We start from the raw sequence: 17,693 nt of genomic DNA on the forward strand, positions 1-17,693 counted from the left end.
ATGGCATTGTGAGGCGCAGCCGCAGGCGAGCCGAGCCAACTCTCAATCGGGAGCGGCAGGCGCCGCTCCCCCCCAGAACATAAATGGACGAGAACGTCATTCAGACGGCCACGGGACTCGAGTACGTCGAGATCGTCGAAGGCACGGGCGTCCAGCCCAAGCCGGGTGACTCCGTGAGCGTGCACTATACGGGCTGGCTCAAGAGTGGACAGAAGTTCGATTCCTCGCATGACCGCGGCCAGCCCCTGGTCTTTCCCCTGGGGCGGGGTCGTGTCATCAAGGGCTGGGATGAAGGCGTGGCCTCAATGAAGGTCGGAGGCAAGCGCAAGCTCATCATCCCCGCGCATCTGGGTTATGGCGATCGCGGCGCGGGCGGCGTCATTCCTCCCGGGGCCACGCTCATCTTCGAAGTAGAGCTGATGGGGGTGACCCCGGCGTAGGCCACGAGCCCGTCGTGCGCCCCCTCACCCTGCCCTCTCCCCCGGTTGGGGGAGAGGGATGAGAAATGCGGAAACCGCTCGCGAAGCTTCGCGCTACAGGATTGCCGTGTGAACCACGCGCCCTTCGGCGACCAGGGCCGCGCCGCGGCTTCCGTCCACGCGGAACTCGAAGAGCTGGCCTGCCCCCGCATTGCCTCTGAGCGAGCCCTCGACCTTGGCCGCCTGGGCGAGCAAGTCCTCCACCTGGGCGCGGAGCTTGCCGTCTTGCGGCTCCCGCGGCACGGGTTTCCGGTACGCTTCGACCGCGTGCGCGCGGAGGAGCTTCAACCACTCCCGCGCGAAGAGGCCGGGGTCATGGAAAATATCGAGGCCGGAGAGCGCCCCGCCGGCGAAGACGGCGGCGCCGTGAGCGCGGGCTGCCCCCGCCACGGCCTTGCTGAGGGCCTGCTCCACATCCTTGAGGTGCTTCTGGACCTCCCTGTCGTCGTAGATGGCCTGGTAGCTGCCCGTGGGTGAAGGCGGCGCCGTCGGGTTCGCCTCACGCGCGGCCTTGGCCGCCATATCCCAGATGCGGCTCTGGGGGGCCTGCCCGAGCAGCTCCTGCCGCAGCCTCGGCTGGGCCACGCTGCCCTTGCTCTCGAAGTCCTTCCGCCCTTCGTTCCAGCGCCCCTGCTCGACGCAGTAGACGCCGATGGGGCGCGGGCCGGACAGGGGCGGCAGCAGGATGTCCTCGCGCAGCACGCGATTCTGCTTGCCCCCGACCAGGATCTCGCCCGCGAGGAGAAGGACATAGCTCTTGCCGCGGTTCTCCACGACGAGCTCGGGCACCGTGGCCTGGGCCCGCTCCGTGATGAGGAGCGCGCCGGTCAGGCGCGCCTCGTCGAGCGTGGTGACCTCCAGAGGCGGAAAGGCCTCCTTGGCGTGGAGCCAGAAGATCTGGAGCGCGCCGTGGCTTGCCGACTGACCGACGCGCATGGCGCGCATCCAGCGCTGGAAGTCGTGGCTGACCTGGTTGCCGATGAACGGCTGCGTACCATCGGAAGGACCACTCTCGAGAACCCGCAGCCTCTGCTCTCCCCACGCCCATCCGGGAACCCCCATGGCTCCCAGAGCGCCCATGCCCCAGCCGAGAAAACGACGCCGATTCGTGTCCATGTTCCCTCCTGGCCCGGCCTTGGCCGGGCATTTACCGGCTTAGACCGGACCGGAGGGAGAAAGTTCCGGGTACGGGCTATTTCTTGGTCGTGGCCTGCTTGGCGATGATCTGGTCCTTGATGCCCTCATAGGTCGACTTGGGCAGGATCTTCTTCGACACCAGCTCGTCCTTTCGCTTGTAAGGGCGGCTCTCGATGATCCTTTTCGAGTAGGCCTCACCGATACCCGGCAGCGCCTTGAGCTCGTCGGCCGAGGCCGTATTGAGGTCGAGGAGCCCGGCTTTCTTGTCCGCGGGCTTCGTGTCGGACTTGGCGGGGGCGCTGGCGGGAGCATCCTTCTTGGCCTGAGCCCAGGCGTCGGGGGCAGTCAGGAATCCTCCGGCAATCACCGCGACCGCGAGCAGAGTCATCAGTCGGTTGAGCATGTGTGACCCTCCTTGCTGCGGCACGCTATGGTGCAGGCGGGACGACTGTCAAGCGGAGCTTGTCAAGGCTGAGGCTATCCTGTAAGCGTGAATGCACCTGTGCGGACCGATTTCCTCGAGGCCGACCAGGCGGGCATCCGCCGCGCCGCGGACATCATCCGCGCGGGCGGCCTTGTCGCCTTTCCCACCGAGACGGTGTACGGGCTCGGGGCCAATGCCCTGTCCGCGCCCGCCGTGCTGCGCATCTTCGAAGCCAAGGATCGTCCGCGCGGCAATCCGCTCATCGTGCACCTCGCCGAGGCAGCTCAGCTCGCGACGGTCGCGGCGGAGGTGACGTCGCGGGCGGCCGATATTGCCGCGCGCTTCTGGCCGGGCCCGCTGACCCTCGTGCTGCCTCGCGCGGCCGCCGTGCCCCTCGTCACCACGGGCGGGCTCGACACCGTGGCCGTGCGGGTGCCGGATCACGCGGTGGCGAGGGCCCTGATCGCGGCCGCCGGCGTCCCCATCGCCGCTCCTTCGGCCAATCGCTCGGGCCGGCCGAGTCCGACGCGCGCGGCGCATGTGCGCGACGATCTCGACGGCCGCATCGAGATGATCCTGGACGGGGGCCCCACGCCGGTCGGCATCGAGTCGACCGTGCTCGACATGACCGGGGAGTCGCCGCTGCTCCTGAGACCCGGCGGCGTTCCGCTCGAAGCGCTTCGCCAGGCCCTGGGCCCGGTGCGCGTCGTCGCGGGGGCGGATCACGAGGCCGCCGGCCGCTCGCCGGGCCTGCGCTATCGCCACTATGCCCCGCGCGCGGAGGTGGTCCTGGTCGATCCTGGGTCGGGCGAGACCGCCGTTCAGCCCTGGCTCAAGGCCGGTCGTCCCGTGGCGCTGGTGGCTCAGCGCCGCATCGCCCTTGAGCGCGCCCGACTCACGGTGCGGGTCATGCCCACTGATCTCGAAGCCTATGCGCGTGATCTCTTTGCGCTTCTCCGCGAGCTCGACTCCATCGGGGTCGAGGTCATCGTCGTGGAGGCCGTACCCGAAACCGGGCTCGGTCGGACCATCATGGACAGGCTGAGACGGGCCGCCGCCACCTCTTGACGCGGACGGCCCTTCTATCGTCTATACTTGGGCCGTGGCACCGTGAACGGTACGGGGCCTGGCAAGAGACACCCCAAAGAAGGAGAACTCCATGAAGCGATCGCTCGCGGTGATATGTCTGCTCGTGATGGCGCTCGCTCCAGTGCTCATCGTGACGGATGCGTGGGCCCGCGCCGGGGGCGGGAGCTCGAGCGGCAGCCGGGGATCGCGCAGCTACTCCTCGCCCGCCAAGCCTTCGCCCTCACCGAGCCAGCCGGCATCGCCGGTCGCGCCCGCTGCTCCTCAGCCGCAGCGGTCGGGCTGGGGCGCCGGCATCATGGGCGGGCTCGCTGGCTTCGCTCTGGGCGGCCTGCTGGGCAGCATGCTCTTCGGTGGCGGTATGGGCGGTATGGGGGGCGGCATTGGGTTCCTCGAGATCCTGCTCATCGCCGGCGGCGCCTTTCTCTTGTGGCGCATGTTCAAGAGCCGTCAGGCGCAGCCTGCGGGAGGCTATGGTCAGAGCTCGGGCGGACCCTCGTGGCAAAACCAGACACAAGCGTATGAAGCCACGCCCACGGCGCCCATGGCGGGGGCGACCGCCGGCGATCTCGACCGCGGACTCTCCTATATCCGGCAAATGGACGGCGGGTTCGATCCCGCCCGCTTCTCGGATCAGGCCTCGGACATCTTCTTCAAGGTGCAGGCGGCGTGGATGCAGCGCGATATGCGCAGCGCCTCCGCCGTGCTCACGCCGGACATGGTCGACACCATGCAGAAGGACTGCGACCGACTGCGCGCGCAGGGGCGGATCAACCGCCTCGAGAATATCGCCGTGCGGTCGGTGACGCCGACGGAGGCCTGGCAGGAGGGCGGCCAGGACTTCCTCACCGTGTGCTTCCTGGCCAGCCTGCTCGACTACACGGTCGAGGAGAGCTCGGGCCAGGTGGTGGACGGCAGCCGCAGCGAGCCGGTCAAGTTCGAGGAGTACTGGACCTTCACCCGGCCGGTGGGGCCCAATGCCTGGAGGCTCAGCGCCATCCAGCAGGCCTAGTCACCCGTCCTTCAACAGTAGCGAGCGTCCCGGCCGAAGTCCCGGCCGGGACGTTTCATTTGAGGATGCACCGTCGATGAGACTGACCCGGGAAGGAGAATGACATGAGACTCGCCGGCAAGGTGGCGCTGATCACGGGCGGAGCCAGGGGGATGGGACAGAGCGAAGCCAGCCTCTTCGCCAAGGAAGGCGCCAAGGTGGTGGTGGCCGACGTGCTCGAGGCGGAAGGACGGAAGGTTGCGGACAGCCTGGGCGGGGCCGGACGCTTCGTGCGCCTCGACGTGACGAGCGAGGCGGCCTGGGGAGAGGCCATCGCGGCCACCCTGTCGGGCTTCGGCAAGCTCGACGTCCTCGTCAACAATGCGGGGATCAGCGGGACCTTCGATCCGGACACCTTGAGCGTGTCCGCGTGGGATCGGCTCATGGACGTCAACGCCAAGGGGGTCTTCCTCGGAATGAAGCACGCCATCCCCCTGATGGAGAAGGCGGGGGGCGGCGCCATCGTGAACATCTCGTCGGTCTCGGGCTTCGTGGGCCAGAAGGGGATACACATGGCCTACAACGCCTCCAAGGGCGCGGTGCGGCTCATGACCAAGTCGGCCGCCGTGCAGTACGCCCGGAGCGGCATCCGGGTGAACTCCGTGCATCCGGGCGTCATGCCGGCCATGAGCACGTCCAAGGCCACCGCCGATCCCGCGTTCCGCGAGAAGATGCTTGCCGGCGTGCCCATGCGCCGCGCGGGCCGCGTCGAGGAGGTCGCCTACGCCGTGCTCTTCCTGGCCTCGGACGAGGCCTCCTACATCACGGGCACGGAGCTGGTCGTCGACGGCGGCTGGCTCGCCGTCTAGGGTGAGCTCCCGCAGGGAGGAATCACCATGCGCCTGAAGAGGAAAGTCGCCCAGCTCATCGAGCGCGAGCGGGTGTGCCGGGTGGCCACCGTGAACGAGAACGGCATGCCGCACCTCATTCCCGTCTGCGCCGTGCTCGCGAACGGGAAGATCTACTTCGGCTCCGGGAACGACGGGCGCAAGGTCAAGAATCTCCAGAAGAATCCCCAGGTGGCGGTGACGGTTGATCTCTACAGCGACGACTGGGCGCACATCAAGGGCGTCATGGTCCAGGGCACGGCCAAGCTGCTCGCGCGCGGTCCACGATTCCGGAAGACCCGCGACTTGCTCTACGCGAAGTACCCGCAGTACCGGACGGACGCGGCGCTGGCCACATCGGACTCGGTCATCGTGGAAGTCACGCCGACCGCGGCGTTCGACTGGGGGCTGGACTAGGAGCTCGGAGGGGGGCTCCGCCCCCCTTCCGAAGCCTCCCCCCGACGCAGGGCGAGCCGCAGGACGTCGCGGGGCTGGGGCCCTGCCGTCCGAGGCGAGCAATCTGAAGATTGCGCCGGCGAAGCCGGCGCTCGAAGCGGAACACTCCTTCTCGCGAAGGCAGGGGAACTACTTGGACAGAGTCCTGGCCGGCCCTGGAGATGTACTCGCGGCGGAGGTATATGGTGAGAGCATGAGCGTGGCGGGCCATATCCCGGACGTGCCCCACGGGCGGCGCCGGCTCTCCGACTGGCTCGAGGAGAAGCTTTTCGAGCGCCGGATCGTGCTGATCACCGGGCTGCTCGATGACGCGGCCGCCGCCGAGACGGCGGCCGCGCTCATCACCCTGGATGCTCGCGGCCACGAGCCCATCGAGCTCCACCTGGACAGCCCAGACGGCACGCTCGAGTCAGCCTTCGTCCTCATCGACACGGTCGATCTCCTCCACGCGAGGCTGCGCGTGCATTGCCGAGGCCAGGTCGGGGGCCCGGCCATCGGTGTGGTGGCCGCCGTCCCCCACCGCGTGGCGTCCCCGCACACGCGCTTTCGCCTCGTCCAGCCGACGGCGCGCTTCTCCGGGACGCCAGACCAGATCGCCGAGCAGAGCCGGCAGCAGCAGGAGCTGCTCTGGAGATTCCACGCGCGCCTTGCCCAGGTCACGGGCCGGCCGGCCGAGGAGATAGCCGAGGACATGCGGCGCGGCCGCGCCCTCGACGCGCGGGAGGCGCTCGAGTACGGGCTCATCGACGAGATCAGCGGCCGGCCATGACCCTCGGCGACGCGCCCGTCCAGAACTTTCTCGCGACCAAGCAGATTGCCTTGCTCGCCACCGTGCGGGCCGACGGAGCACCGCTGGCCATGCCCATGTGGTTCCTCCACGGCGCGGCCACCCTGACCATGATCAGCGTCGAGGGCACCCAGAAGGTCCGCAACCTGCGCCGTAACCCGCGCGTCTGCGTGGTGGCGGAGGCGGGCGGGGGCGGCGAGGACATCCGGGGCGTGACCGTGCTCGGGCGCGCGGAGTTCCTGGCCGACGGGCCCGAGCGCCGCGCGCTCGCCGAGCGCTTTCACGAGAAGTACCCGCGCCTCCAGCGCCTGTGGGGCGGCCGCGCCATGCCCGCGAACCGCGTCATGTTCAGCATCGTTCCGGAGCACGTGAAGAGCTGGGGGCTTGCCTGAGCACGTCTCCCGGCGGCGCGACGGTGCAGTTTCCTCTCGCCCCGATGAGCCTCGACATTGCCGGCCTCTTCTGACCTGCCCTCTGACTTGATCGACGCGATGGGCGGCCTCCTGCCGCCGCTTCTTCGAACCCTCGAGCGAGTCGTGTGGGTACAGCGGCACCTCTATCCGCCCCTGGCGGAGCGACTGGCCGAGGAGCTCGCTCCCAGCACGGAGGCCCTCGGGGAACCGCTGCGCGCCGTGGAGGCGCTCCCGTGCTCGGACGATCTCCGCTTCATGCGGGATCGGCTCGTCGACGTGGCGCGGCAGACCCTCGAGCTGGTGGCGGACTTCGTCGAGGCGGCCCGATCGCCGGGCGAGCCGATCGGCCTCTTCCGGGCTCTCCGCCGCTTCGCCCGCGTGCAGGAGGCGCTCTATCCCCTGGCGCCCGTGCTCGAGCCCGTGAGCCGCTGGTTCCTCGAGCCGGCGCGGCGCGACGACGACGCCCTCGTGGCCCGTCTACGCGCCGCCGCGCTGCGCGACGACGATACCCGGCGGGGCGTCTTGCATGCGTCGAACGAGCGCGAGGACCGGGGCGGATTCTCTCTCTATGTCCCGGAGCCGTCGGACGGGCCGGCGCCCATGCCGCTGGTGGTGGCCCTTCACGGCGGGCACGGCCACGGTCGGGATTTCCTGTGGAGCTGGCTGCGAGAGGGGCGCTCGCGCGGAGTGCTTGTCCTCGCGCCTACCTCTCGCGATCGGACGTGGTCGATCATGGGGGGCGAGGATGTTGACGCCGAGTCGCTGCGGCAGATGGTGGAGTCGGTGGCCGCGCGCTATCCGGTGGACCGCGCGCGCGTGTTGCTGACCGGCATGTCGGACGGCGCCACCTACGCGCTGCTGTGTGGCCTCGGCGAGGGCATGCCGTTCACCCACCTCGCTCCGGTGTGCGGCGTGCTCCATCCCATGCTGCTCGCCAATGGCGGCCTCGCGCGGGCGCGCGGCCGGCCGGTCTACCTGGTCCACGGAGCGCTCGACTGGATGTTCCCGATCTATACCGCCCAGCTCGCGCGCCAGGCCCTGCAGGCCGCGGGCGCCCAGCTCGTCTACCGCGAGATCGAGGATCTCTCCCACACGTACCCGCGCGACGAGAACCCCAGGATCCTCGACTGGCTGATGACCGACGCTACGGCTTGAGGATCACCCGCGTGGCTGCCGTGCCCGCGCCCTTGCCCTGCCACTCGGCGAAGGCGAAGGCCTTGTTGACGTCTGCGAGCGGGAAGCTGTGCGAGACGATCTTCGAGAGCGGGTACTTGTCCTTCGTCCGCACGAGGAAGTCGAGGGCGGCCGGCATGATCCACGGGTTGTAGTGCATGAGCCCCGTCCAGTGGATCTGCTGGGTGATGACCTTGGTGGCCGGGAAGGACACGGACTGAGGCACGATGTTGCCGATATCGACGAACTTGCCGTTGATCCGGACCATGTCGAGCCCCTCCACGGTGGCCGCCGCGATGCCCACGACCTCGACGACCACGTCGGCCCCGCGCCCGTCGGTCAAGTCCTTCACGCGCTGCACCCGCGCCTCCGGGGTCGTGAGCTCGTTCAGGTCGATGACGTCGGTGGCCCCGCACTTGCGCGCCATCTCCAGGCGGGGCGTCTGGCCGTCGATCGAGATGATCTTGGAAGCGCCCTTCTCGGCGGCCACGGCCGCGGTGTAGAGCCCGAGGCCGCCCGCGCCCTGGACGACCACCACGTCGCCGAACTTCATGTCCGCGTACTCGAGGCCGTGGAGCACCTGGCACAGGGCGCAGTTCACGGGCGGAATGGCCTCATCGGGCAGGATGTCGGGCACCTTGAAGACGTAGTGGCCGGGAGGCAGGAAGTAGTACTCCGCGTAGCCGCCGTCGCAGTACGGGTACTGGTCGAGGTTGAACTGCACGCTCCGCCGCTGGCGATAGGGGCAGGCGTGATGCTCGCCGCGCACACACCAGTAGCAGCGGTGGCATGGGTTGAAGAAGGGGAAGGCGACGCGATCGCCTTCCTTGAGGGGCCGCTGGAGCGAATCGGTCTTGATGCCCTGGCCCAGGCTGTGGACGACGCCCGTGAACTCGTGGCCGGGCACGCGCCGCAGATCTGGCCCCTGGTAGTTGCCGTCATTGCGCCAGTAGTGCAGATCCGAGCCGCAGATGGCCGCGGCGGTGTTCTTGATGAGGATGCCGCCGGGCTCGATCTCCGGGGTGGGTAGGGTCTCGAGCTCGAGCGGCTTTCCCGGCTGGTTCAGCACGACGGTCAGTCCCTTGGGCACGGCGGTCTCCTTCTCCGATGATCGGTGAGCGGCATCCCTCGAGACCCAATCCTAGCCGATCTTTGCGCGAAAGGGACGGTCAGTCATCGAACCGTGCCGGCCCCCACGTGGTGGAGGTCCACCTCCTCGTCGGCCAGCTTGGCGGGCTCGACGCGGACCCGGTCGCGGATCAGCTGCGCGACCAGCTTGAGCTCGCTCTCCGCCTTCGGATCCTCCGGATCGCCACCGCGGTTGAGCCCGACCGCCGCCCGCATGATCCCCTCCTGAAGGTAGAAGCCGAGGAACTTCCGGCTCTCCGTGCGGCCGCGAAAAACCAGAGCGTCCCAGCTGGCCGCGAAACCGACGTACTCGATCACGTGCTCGTACTGATCGGACCAGAACGAATGCAGGTAGTCGTACGGCTCCTCGCGGCCCAGCATCGATCGGGCGGCGGCACGGCCTTGCTGGAATGCGTTGTTCCAGTGCTCCACCCGCAGACGGCCAAAGATCGGATGCAGATGGTTGGCCACGTCGCCGGCCGCATAGACATCGGCCAGCGAGGTCCGGCACCGCTCGTCCACGAGCACCCCGTTGTCGACCGCCGCCCCGGCGGCCGCCAGCAGCTCACTATTGGGGGCGATGCCAATGCCGGCGATCACCAGATCACACTCGAGACGCCGGCCCTTCTCGGTACGCACGCGCTCGACCCGGCCCGCGCCTTCGAAGGCGGCGACCGAGTCCTCCAGGACCAGCTCCACGCCGTTGTCACGATGGATCGCCGCGAGCACCTCGCCCACTTCTTTCCCGAGGACCCGGGCCAGGGGCACCGGATGGCCCTCGACGGCGGTGATCTCGACCCCGAGCTGTCGGAGCGACGCCGTGACCTCGGAGCCGATGAACCCGAGACCGATCACCACGGCGCGGCGCCCGCTCCGAGCGGCGGCACGGATCCGGTCGCAATCCTCCACGGTACGGAGCTGGAAGATGCCGTCGAGATCGGCGCCCGGCACCGAGAGGGCCCGGTTCCGTCCGCCCGTGGCCACGAGGAGCCGATCGTAGCCGACGTGCTCCCCGCCCTCGAGCTCGACACGCTTGCGCGCCGGATCGATGCCCGTCGCCCGGATCCCCAGTCTGAGCTGGATGTCGTGCTCGGCATAGTAGGCCAGCGGATGGACGAGCTGATCCTCGAAACGCTCCTGGCCGCGCAGATAGCCCTTCGAGAGGGGCGGCCGGTTGTAGGGGGGCTGCCGTTCGTCCCCGATGAGCTGGACGTCGCCGTCGAATCCTTCCTCTCGCAGCGCGGCCGCCGCCCTGGCCCCGGCCAGAGAGGCGCCGATGATCACGATCCGCTGTTTGGCCATGCCATCAATCCCCTCAGACCTCACCAGGGCCCGCTACCTCGGCGGAGGCTACCTCTCAACGCGTCCGGAGCTTGACCAGGGGCAGGACGCCCTCCATCTCTCCCTTGATCACGGGGTGCTGGTTGCCGCCCACCGCGCGTGATTTCTGCGTCACCTGCTGCTCCAGGTACTCGTACAGCTCCTGCAGGGTCACGATCCCGTCCTTGTTGAGGTCGGCCGCGCCCTGCATGCCTTGCACGAGGTAGTACGTGAAGAGGCCATGCCCGAGCTCTGCCAGCTCGAGGGACACTTCCGTGGGCCGCGATGCGGTGACGATGGCCCGGCCCTTCGAGCGGGTGAGGCGCTCGAGGAAGAGATCGTCGACGCTCCCGCCGCGGGTGGATTTCGCCGCGAAGGTGCGTCCCCCCGCCGAGCCGCTGTAACAGGCGTCCAGAAAGGCCACGATCCGTTCGGCCTCGATGCGATCGAAGATCGTCCGCAGCTCGTCCATCGGGAAGGCCGTGGAGTAGAGGTCGTCGGCGTCGGCGTCGCTCGGGATCAGGTACTTGGCGAGGCCGTCCCGCTCGAGCCCGCGCGGGTCCACCTCCGGGGCGCCGTGGCCGGCGAAGAAGATCACGACGGTGTCCCCCTTCTTGGCCGCGCGCGAAAGAAAGGTCCCCAGCGCCCACCGGATATTCCGGATCGTCGGCTTCCGCTCCGTCCGGTCGGTCAGAAGGAGCACGTTGTCCTTCTTGAATCCGGCGACACCGATGAGCATCCGGTGCACCGCCTCGGCATCCGCGACGGCGTAGCGGAGTCTGGGGATCTGAGCGTCCTCGTACTGCCCGACGCCGATGATCACCGCCAAGCGGTCGCCCGTCGGCGCGGCCACCGCTACCGGCGCAGGCCCACCTGTCCGAGTGACGGTGCGCACGGCCTGGGACACATTCCCCGCACGGTCCACCGCGATGATCTCGATGACGTTCTCGCCCGGGTGAAGGCTCACGGCCACGCGAATCGGATGGCCCCGGGCGCTGATCGCCGCATCCGAGGCCATCGGCACGCGGATACCGTTGACGCTGATCTGTACCCGGTCGAGCGCCACATTGTCGGTGACGAGGCCGAGCAGGATGATTTGCTCCCTTTCGACCTTCGCCTCCGACGGCGGGTAGTTGATCACGATCCGGGGGGGGTCCGTATCGGGCGCCGCGACGGCGGGGGAGGGAACGGTCGGCTTCGTTGCCGGTGCAGGCGGCGGCTTTGACGGCTCAGCCGTGGCCGGCGCCGACGGCTTCGGCGGGGCCGCGGGCGCGGGAGGCGTGGCCGGCTTCGGCGGCGCGGCCGGCGGCGATGGGCTCGTCGGGCCCGCGGTCGACGTCGGCAGCCCTTGCGCGGCGACCGACGGGCCGCGCTGCTTCTCCAGCTTCAATCGCGCGATGGTCGGGGGATCGCCCAGCCAGAAGGTGTAGGCGCCGACCTGCTCGCCGTCCACGAAGAGGTCGGCCTTCCACTCGCCTGGAAAGGACTTCAGATCGACCATGGCGAATTCTTTCGAGCGATAGTGCCACTGGTACCTGGAGTCATTGTTGATCTTCCACCTGTACCTGCTGCTGGCAATGCCGTCGGGACGCCAGAGCGTGCCATGGACATTGAAGTCGCGGCCGGCGGAGTTGATGGCCAGGATGAACACGACCTTGACGTCGGAATCGGGAAAGAACTCCCGATATCCCCCGGGCAGACCGCGGTCGGAGATGCTACCGACCGCGGTCAGTTCCGTGGAGAAGTACGCGTAGCGCACGAGCGCCGATGTGCTTCCCTCGCGCGATGGCCCGATGGCCGGGCGGAGGCTCCCGCCTGCGCAGGCCTGGAGAAACAGCACGACAAAGAGTCCGATGGAGATGGTTGGGGCTGAAGGGCGCACCTTCATCCGGGCGCCGGAATGGGCATGAGAGGTCATTCAGGCCGCGGAGGGCAGCGGTTTGCAGCCGGGTCGGTCGTAGCGGTGGAACTCGCCCCGCGCGTTGATGGCGACGCGGATGGTCGGCTCCGACCCGACGGGCTCGATGTGGTGCCAGCGGTTCCTGGGGCCGAGGACGAAGTCGCCCGCGCGCGCGTGAAGGGGGCCCGGCTCGCCTTCGATGTACCAGTCGATCTCGCCCTGGAGCACGATCCACCACTCGTCATGGAGATGGTAGTGGGTGTCGTTGGGATGGCCGGGCGCGTGGCAGATGATGAAGGCCTGGATATCATCCGTCATCACGAGGGTGTCCGACCAGGGCGGGGCGCCCTTGCCGCTCCGGAGCTCGTCGACACGGGCGCGAAGCTTTCCGACATCCAAGAGCGGCAGGCGATCGGCCATATTTCCTCCTAGCCGTCACAATACGCAGGCGGCCGCCTGCTAGCGGGTGACCTGCATCTCCGAGACGATGAGCCGATAGTCGGCGCGCGGCTTGAACGCCACGCGGCGGCTTGTGCCGTACACCACGACTTCCTGGAAGAGCTCGACCCAGGGCTTCTCCTCGTGGATGAGGGCCGTCGCCTCCGCGTACAGCGCCTTGCGCTTCTTCGGATCGAGCGAGTAGCGCGCCTGCTCCATGAGGTCGTGGAAGCGCTGGCCCGGCTGGTTGCCCACCCAGTATTTCCCGTTGAAGCCGCTCGGGTGGAAGATTCGCCAGAGGCTGCCGTCGGCGTCGAGCAGCGTGGATTGCGGATTGCCGAGAAGGAGGCCCGAGGGCGGCACCGCGCGGTCGTTGAGCATGCGCTGGCGGGCGCCCATCTCCATCATCTCGATGCGCCCGCGAATGCCCACCCGATTCCACATGTCGACGACGGTCTCGATGAGCGCTTTGTCGTTCACCATGGTCCCCAGGCCGGAATGGACGATGACGTCGATCCCGTTGGCGTAGCCGGCCTGGGTCAGGAGCGCCTTCGCCTTGGCGGGATCGTACGGATAGGGCTTGAGCGCCGCGTTGTAGCCGAAGTCGGTGTCGGCGACGCCGCCGCTGAACGGCTTGCCCATCCCCGCGTAGAGATTCTTGATGATCGCCGGCACGTCGAGGGCATAGGACATGGCCTGGCGCACGCGCTTGTCGGAGAGCGGAGGCTGCGTCGTGTTCATGGAGAGGACGACGAAGCGCGAGGCGGGAACCGTGACGATGCGCGTGCCGCGCCCTTCCGCGATGCCCTTCATGCGATCGGGCGGGACATTGGTGATGATGTCGACCTCGCCCTTCTCGAGGGCGACGATGCGCGGGAACTCGTCGGGGATGGGCTTCCAGACGACCCGCTCGACGGCAGGCGCCTTGCCCTCCCAGCCCCACCAGTCGCGATTGGCCTCCATCACGAGCCGCTCGTCCTTCACCCATTCCACGAAGCGATAGGCGCCCGTGCCGACGGGCCGCCGGGCCAGCTCCTTGACGCCTTCGTCCGTGGTAAGACGCGCGGGCAGGATCTGCGAGCCCATCTGGGCCATCCGGACCGGGATGAGCGGGTCTGCTTTCTTGGTGATGATGCGAATCACGGTCGGGCTCGCGATCTGGACGGCCTCGATGGTGGTGAAGCCCGGCGTGACCACGGTCTTGCCGGGCACCAGGTTGCGCTCGAGGGTGGCCTTCACGTCTTCGGTGGTGAGGGGCGCCCCATCGTGGAACCTCACCCCGGGCCTCAGCGTGAACTCCCACGTCGTCTCGCTGACGTTCTTCCACGAGGTGGCGAGCCCCGGCTGGAGCTGGAGGGCCGTGTCCCAGCGGGTCAGAGTGTCGTAGAGATTGACGAAGTAGTTGACGGTGAGGACCTGGGTCGATCGGCCAGGGTCCATGGTCGTCGCCTCGGCCGGCTGGGAGATCACGATCTGCGTGGACTGAGCATACGCCGTCGAGGCGGCCAGCAGCAGCGCGAGCATGCAGGCGAAGATCTTCATTGGTCTCCTCCGCGGGGAGTCTACAGCCCTACCAACTCCCGGGCAATGACGGTCTCCGTGTGCCCCCCCCTGCCCTCTCCCCCGACGCGGGGGAGAGGGCCGCTCTTCGAGCTAAGACGCTCGCCTCGAGCGGCGAGGCGAGGGCTGAGTGAATGAGGGGAGCATCCCGCCTAGAAGACGATGAGACCTCGCCCGAGTTCCCCGGCCGCCAGCGCTCGGAAGGCCTCATTGGCTTCCTCGAGACCGTAGCGCTTGGTGATGAGCTCGTCGATCTTGAGCTTGCCCGCCTGATAGAGCGCGACCAGCCGCGGCAGGTCCTCGCGCGTGCGCGCGCCGCCATAGCTGGAGCCGACGATGGCACGCTCACCCGTCACGAGCGGACGGACGTCCAGCGGGAAGGTCTGCCCGGTGGGCGGCACGCCGATCACCACGCAGGTGCCTCCCGGCGCCAAGGCGTCGGCGGCCTGGCCGACGGCACGCGCGTCGCCCACGGCCACGAAGGTGAAGTCGGCCCCGCGCCCGGTGATCCGCCGGATGGCGGCGGCGGGCTCTTCCTTCGAGGCATCCACGGCATGCGTGGCCCCGAGCGCCCGCGCATGCTCGAGCCGCGCCGGCTTGACGTCGACGGCGATGATGGGATGCGCGGCGACCATGGCGCCGCCCTGGACGACATTGAGCCCGACCCCGCCCGTGCCGAAGACGGCCATGGCGGCGCCCGCGGGCACGCGCGCGGAATTGAGGACAGCGCCCACACCGGTCATGACCGAGCAGCCGACGAGGGCGGCGCGGTCGAGGGGCATGGCGGGGTCGATGCGGATCGCCGAGGACTCGTGGACGACCGTGCGGGAGGCATACGTCGCCACGTGGCCATAGTGATAAACGGGCTTCCCGCCGAGCGACATCCGCGTGGTGCCGTCGGGCAGAAGTCCCCGGCCCGGCAGCCGCTTCTCGCAGAGGTTGGGGCGGCCGATCACGCAGTAGTGGCAACGGCCGCAGGTCGGCGCCCACGAGAGGATGACGTGATCCCCGGCCTGGAGATCGCGCACGCCCGCGCCGACGCTCTCCACGGTGCCCGCGCCCTCGTCGCCCAGCACGATGGGCACCGGCACACCCTGCCAGCTGCCGTCGGCGGCGTGGAGACAGCTGTGGCAAACGCCGCTGGCCGCCATCCGCACGAGCACTTCACCCTCGCGCGGCCCTTCGAGGTCGAGCTCTTCCACCCGGAGCGGCGCGCCCTGCTCGAAGAGGACCGAAGCCTTCATGGACGCCTCCGTGACATCAGCTGTAGCGAATGCGGGGATCGAGCCAGCTGTAGAGGAGATCGACGGCGAGGTTGATCATCATGAACAGCGCCGCGATGAAGAGGATGGTGCTCTGGGTCAGCGGGTAGTCGCGCTGATAGATGGACCAGAGGACGAGCCGGCCGATGCCGGGAAGGGTGAAGACTTCCTCTACCACCACGGCCCCGCCGAGCAGGATGCCCATCTGGAGCCCGGCCACCGTGACGATGGGGATGAGGGCGTTCCGGAGCGCGTGCTTGAGGATGACGGCGCCCGTGGCGAGCCCCTTGGCCGTGGCCGTGCGGATGTACTCGGAACGAAGCACGTCGAGCATGCACGCGCGCGTGGTCCGCGCGATATTCGCTGCGGCCGCCGTGCCGAGGCAGATGGCGGGCAAGGCCATGATGGTCAGGTTGCCCCGCGGGCTCGTGACGAAGTCGACCCACACCACGGACGGCATCCACCGCAGGTAGAGCGAGAAGAACAGGATGAGCATGGTCCCCTGCCAGAAGACAGGCACGGAGAGGCCGAGGAGGGTGCCGATGCGGGTGACATTGTCGAGGGTGCCGTCGCGTCGGGTGGCCGAGACGATGCCCGCCGCCATGCCGAGGAGGAGCGAGAAGGCCACGGCCAGGCAGGTCAGCTCGAGCGTCACGGGCAGCCGCTCGAGAATGAGGGAGAGCACGGGCTTGCCCGTGCGCCACGAGGTGCCGAGATCGCCGTGGGCGAGCTGGCCCATCCACCGCCCGTACTGGACATACCAGGGCTGATCGAGCCCGAAGAAGCGCGTGAGCTGGGCGACCATGGCGGGGCTGGCGATGGCGTCGGCGCCGATCATCTGCTCCACGACCGTGCCGGGCACGAGCCGCAGCATGAGAAAGACGAGCAGGGTCAGCCCCAGGAGCGTCAGGGCCATCGAGTACAGCCGGACGACCAGATACCGAGTCATTCAGCGCCGTGCCAAGGCAGCAATGCTCTCTCATCTTCGCTGGCTCTGACGCTCGAGGACCACCCCTTACCCTGCCCTCTCCCCTGAGGGGAGAGGGATATCAAATGCGAGGGCAGCGCCCCTTTTATCCCCCACCCCTGAGGGGAGAGGGATATCAAGTGCGAGGGCAGCGCCCCTTTTATCCCCCACCCCTGAGGGGAGAGGGATATCCAATGCGGGGGCAGCGCCCCTTTTATCCCCCACCCCTGAGGGGAGAGGGATATCCAATGCGGGGGCAGGGCCCCTTGTGTCCCCCCCTCCTGAGGGGAGAGGGAGATCAAACGCGGGAGCTGTGCCCCTTTCATCCCCCCCTCCTGAGGGGAGAGGGAGATCAAACGCGGGAGCCGTGCCCCTTTCATCCCTCTCCCCCATCGGGGGAGAGGGACGCAGTTCGAGCCGAGACGCTGCCCTGAGCGACGAGGCGAGGGCTGAGTGAATGAGGGGGCAGCCGGCTCGCCCCGCGCCGCCGCTCTCTCTTCACGCGGCATCAGGCCTTGTCGAGCCAGACGTCCTCGAAGCTGTAGAGCAACGTCGTGGGGTGTTGCTTGAAGCCCTTGACCGAGGCCTGGGTGAAATCGATCCGGTCGGCCGAGAAAAGCCAGAGGTGGGGCACGTTCTCGAGAATCAGGAGCTGGACGCGGTCGTAGATCTCCTTGCGCTTCTTCTGATCCATGGTGCGCCGGCCCAGCTCGAGCGCGGCGTCGACCTCCGGCACGCTCCAGGAGTTCCAGTTCTGCCCCTTGGTCGAGTGCAGGGCCCGGAAAAAGGCCGTGTCCGGATCGGCGTATCCCGGCGTGGTGTTCATGGTCATGTCGAAGTCGTGAGCGAGCCACCGCTTGATCCAGATGGCGTACTCCACGTTCTCGATCTCCATGGTGATGCCGATGCGCTTGAGGTGAGCGGCAATGACAGGGGCGCCCGAGACCATGGTGGGGAAGGTGGGGATGACGGAGCACTTGATGGTGAAGCCCGAGGCGACGCCCGCGTCGGCCATGAGCTTCTTGGCTCGGTCGAGATCGGGCTTGTAGTAGCGCATCCACTGCTCTTCCGGCAGCTGCCACTGCTTCATGGGCGCGGTGGCGGGGGCGGTCAGTCGACCGAACCCGGCGGCGGCCACGCGCAGCACCTGGCTCCGGTCCACGGCCCAGGAGATGGCCTGGCGCACGCGGACGTCCTTGAGCGGGCCGCGGGTGGCGTTGATATTGAGGTAGTCGTAGCCGAGGCGCGAGCTGCGATAGCCCGTGAGCGTCTTCTCGTCCTTGAG

Annotated in this window: 17 protein-coding genes and 1 pseudogene; 8 read left to right on the forward strand and 10 right to left on the reverse strand. The window is 68.4% G+C overall.

The window, feature by feature from the left end; genetic code table 11:
* The first annotated feature begins 86 nt into the window (after window positions 1-86).
* Window positions 87-440 (forward strand): annotated as a pseudogene (locus tag VGT00_19775) (FKBP-type peptidyl-prolyl cis-trans isomerase).
* A gap of 93 nt (window positions 441-533) precedes the next feature.
* Here VGT00_19775 and VGT00_19780 read toward each other — a convergent pair.
* Both VGT00_19780 and VGT00_19785 read right to left on the reverse strand, forming a co-directional pair.
* Complete coding sequence (locus VGT00_19780) at window positions 534-1,595, reverse strand: DUF6569 family protein (GenBank protein ID HEV8533671.1); 1,062 nt, start codon at window positions 1,593-1,595, stop codon at window positions 534-536.
* Window positions 1,596-1,671: 76 nt separating this feature from the next.
* Entirely contained in the window at window positions 1,672-2,019 is a 348-nt protein-coding gene (locus tag VGT00_19785; protein ID HEV8533672.1) for a helix-hairpin-helix domain-containing protein, read from the reverse strand.
* Between the two features lie 87 nt (window positions 2,020-2,106).
* Between VGT00_19785 and VGT00_19790 the strand changes: the two genes are divergently transcribed.
* From VGT00_19790 to VGT00_19820, 7 genes are all read left to right on the forward strand, one after another.
* Window positions 2,107-3,108 (forward strand): L-threonylcarbamoyladenylate synthase, encoded by a 1,002-nt coding sequence (locus VGT00_19790; GenBank protein HEV8533673.1) that lies wholly within the window; start codon window positions 2,107-2,109, stop codon window positions 3,106-3,108.
* A gap of 91 nt (window positions 3,109-3,199) precedes the next feature.
* On the forward strand, window positions 3,200-4,138 hold the full coding sequence (locus tag VGT00_19795; GenBank protein HEV8533674.1) for a Tim44 domain-containing protein: 939 nt from the start codon (window positions 3,200-3,202) through the stop codon (window positions 4,136-4,138).
* A gap of 104 nt (window positions 4,139-4,242) precedes the next feature.
* Window positions 4,243-4,986 (forward strand): glucose 1-dehydrogenase, encoded by a 744-nt coding sequence (locus tag VGT00_19800; protein HEV8533675.1) that lies wholly within the window; start codon window positions 4,243-4,245, stop codon window positions 4,984-4,986.
* Window positions 4,987-5,013: 27 nt separating this feature from the next.
* Window positions 5,014-5,421, forward strand: a complete 408-nt coding sequence (locus VGT00_19805; protein ID HEV8533676.1) for a pyridoxamine 5'-phosphate oxidase family protein — start codon at window positions 5,014-5,016, stop codon at window positions 5,419-5,421.
* A gap of 232 nt (window positions 5,422-5,653) precedes the next feature.
* The gene (locus tag VGT00_19810; GenBank protein HEV8533677.1) at window positions 5,654-6,229 is read left to right on the forward strand and encodes an ATP-dependent Clp protease proteolytic subunit; all 576 of its coding nucleotides are present in this window, start codon (window positions 5,654-5,656) and stop codon (window positions 6,227-6,229) included.
* Window positions 6,226-6,639, forward strand: coding sequence for a pyridoxamine 5'-phosphate oxidase family protein (locus tag VGT00_19815; protein ID HEV8533678.1), 414 nt, complete (start codon window positions 6,226-6,228; stop codon window positions 6,637-6,639). Before VGT00_19810 ends, VGT00_19815 begins: the two co-directional genes overlap by 4 nt.
* A gap of 57 nt (window positions 6,640-6,696) precedes the next feature.
* The gene (locus VGT00_19820) at window positions 6,697-7,815 is read left to right on the forward strand and encodes a PHB depolymerase family esterase (protein ID HEV8533679.1); all 1,119 of its coding nucleotides are present in this window, start codon (window positions 6,697-6,699) and stop codon (window positions 7,813-7,815) included.
* On the opposite strand, the gene VGT00_19825 is transcribed toward VGT00_19820, so the two are convergent.
* The 8 genes from VGT00_19825 to VGT00_19860 form a co-directional block, all read right to left on the reverse strand.
* Window positions 7,805-8,923 carry a zinc-binding dehydrogenase gene (locus VGT00_19825; GenBank protein HEV8533680.1) on the reverse strand — a complete coding sequence of 373 codons (1,119 nt, stop codon included), beginning with the start codon at window positions 8,921-8,923 and terminating at the stop codon, window positions 7,805-7,807. The genes VGT00_19820 and VGT00_19825 overlap by 11 nt on opposite strands.
* 83 nt (window positions 8,924-9,006) lie before the next feature.
* The gene (locus VGT00_19830; GenBank protein ID HEV8533681.1) at window positions 9,007-10,263 is read right to left on the reverse strand and encodes an FAD-dependent oxidoreductase; all 1,257 of its coding nucleotides are present in this window, start codon (window positions 10,261-10,263) and stop codon (window positions 9,007-9,009) included.
* Window positions 10,264-10,318: 55 nt separating this feature from the next.
* Window positions 10,319-12,163 (reverse strand): caspase family protein, encoded by a 1,845-nt coding sequence (locus VGT00_19835; protein ID HEV8533682.1) that lies wholly within the window; start codon window positions 12,161-12,163, stop codon window positions 10,319-10,321.
* Between the two features lie 36 nt (window positions 12,164-12,199).
* Window positions 12,200-12,601 (reverse strand): cupin domain-containing protein, encoded by a 402-nt coding sequence (locus VGT00_19840; GenBank protein ID HEV8533683.1) that lies wholly within the window; start codon window positions 12,599-12,601, stop codon window positions 12,200-12,202.
* A 39-nt stretch (window positions 12,602-12,640) separates the two neighbouring features.
* Window positions 12,641-14,161, reverse strand: a complete 1,521-nt coding sequence (locus VGT00_19845; protein ID HEV8533684.1) for an ABC transporter substrate-binding protein — start codon at window positions 14,159-14,161, stop codon at window positions 12,641-12,643.
* Window positions 14,162-14,331: 170 nt separating this feature from the next.
* The gene (locus VGT00_19850) at window positions 14,332-15,423 is read right to left on the reverse strand and encodes a Zn-dependent alcohol dehydrogenase (protein HEV8533685.1); all 1,092 of its coding nucleotides are present in this window, start codon (window positions 15,421-15,423) and stop codon (window positions 14,332-14,334) included.
* Between the two features lie 16 nt (window positions 15,424-15,439).
* Window positions 15,440-16,390: an ABC transporter permease gene (locus tag VGT00_19855; GenBank protein ID HEV8533686.1), complete on the reverse strand. Its 951-nt coding sequence runs from the start codon at window positions 16,388-16,390 to the stop codon at window positions 15,440-15,442.
* 526 nt (window positions 16,391-16,916) lie between these two features.
* Window positions 16,917-17,693: ABC transporter substrate-binding protein (locus VGT00_19860; protein ID HEV8533687.1), on the reverse strand; the 777-nt coding region annotated here is incomplete at its 5' end.

It is taken from the genome of Candidatus Methylomirabilota bacterium (genome assembly GCA_036002485.1).
In the GTDB taxonomy this organism is placed as follows: Bacteria; Methylomirabilota; Methylomirabilia; order Rokubacteriales; family CSP1-6; genus AR37.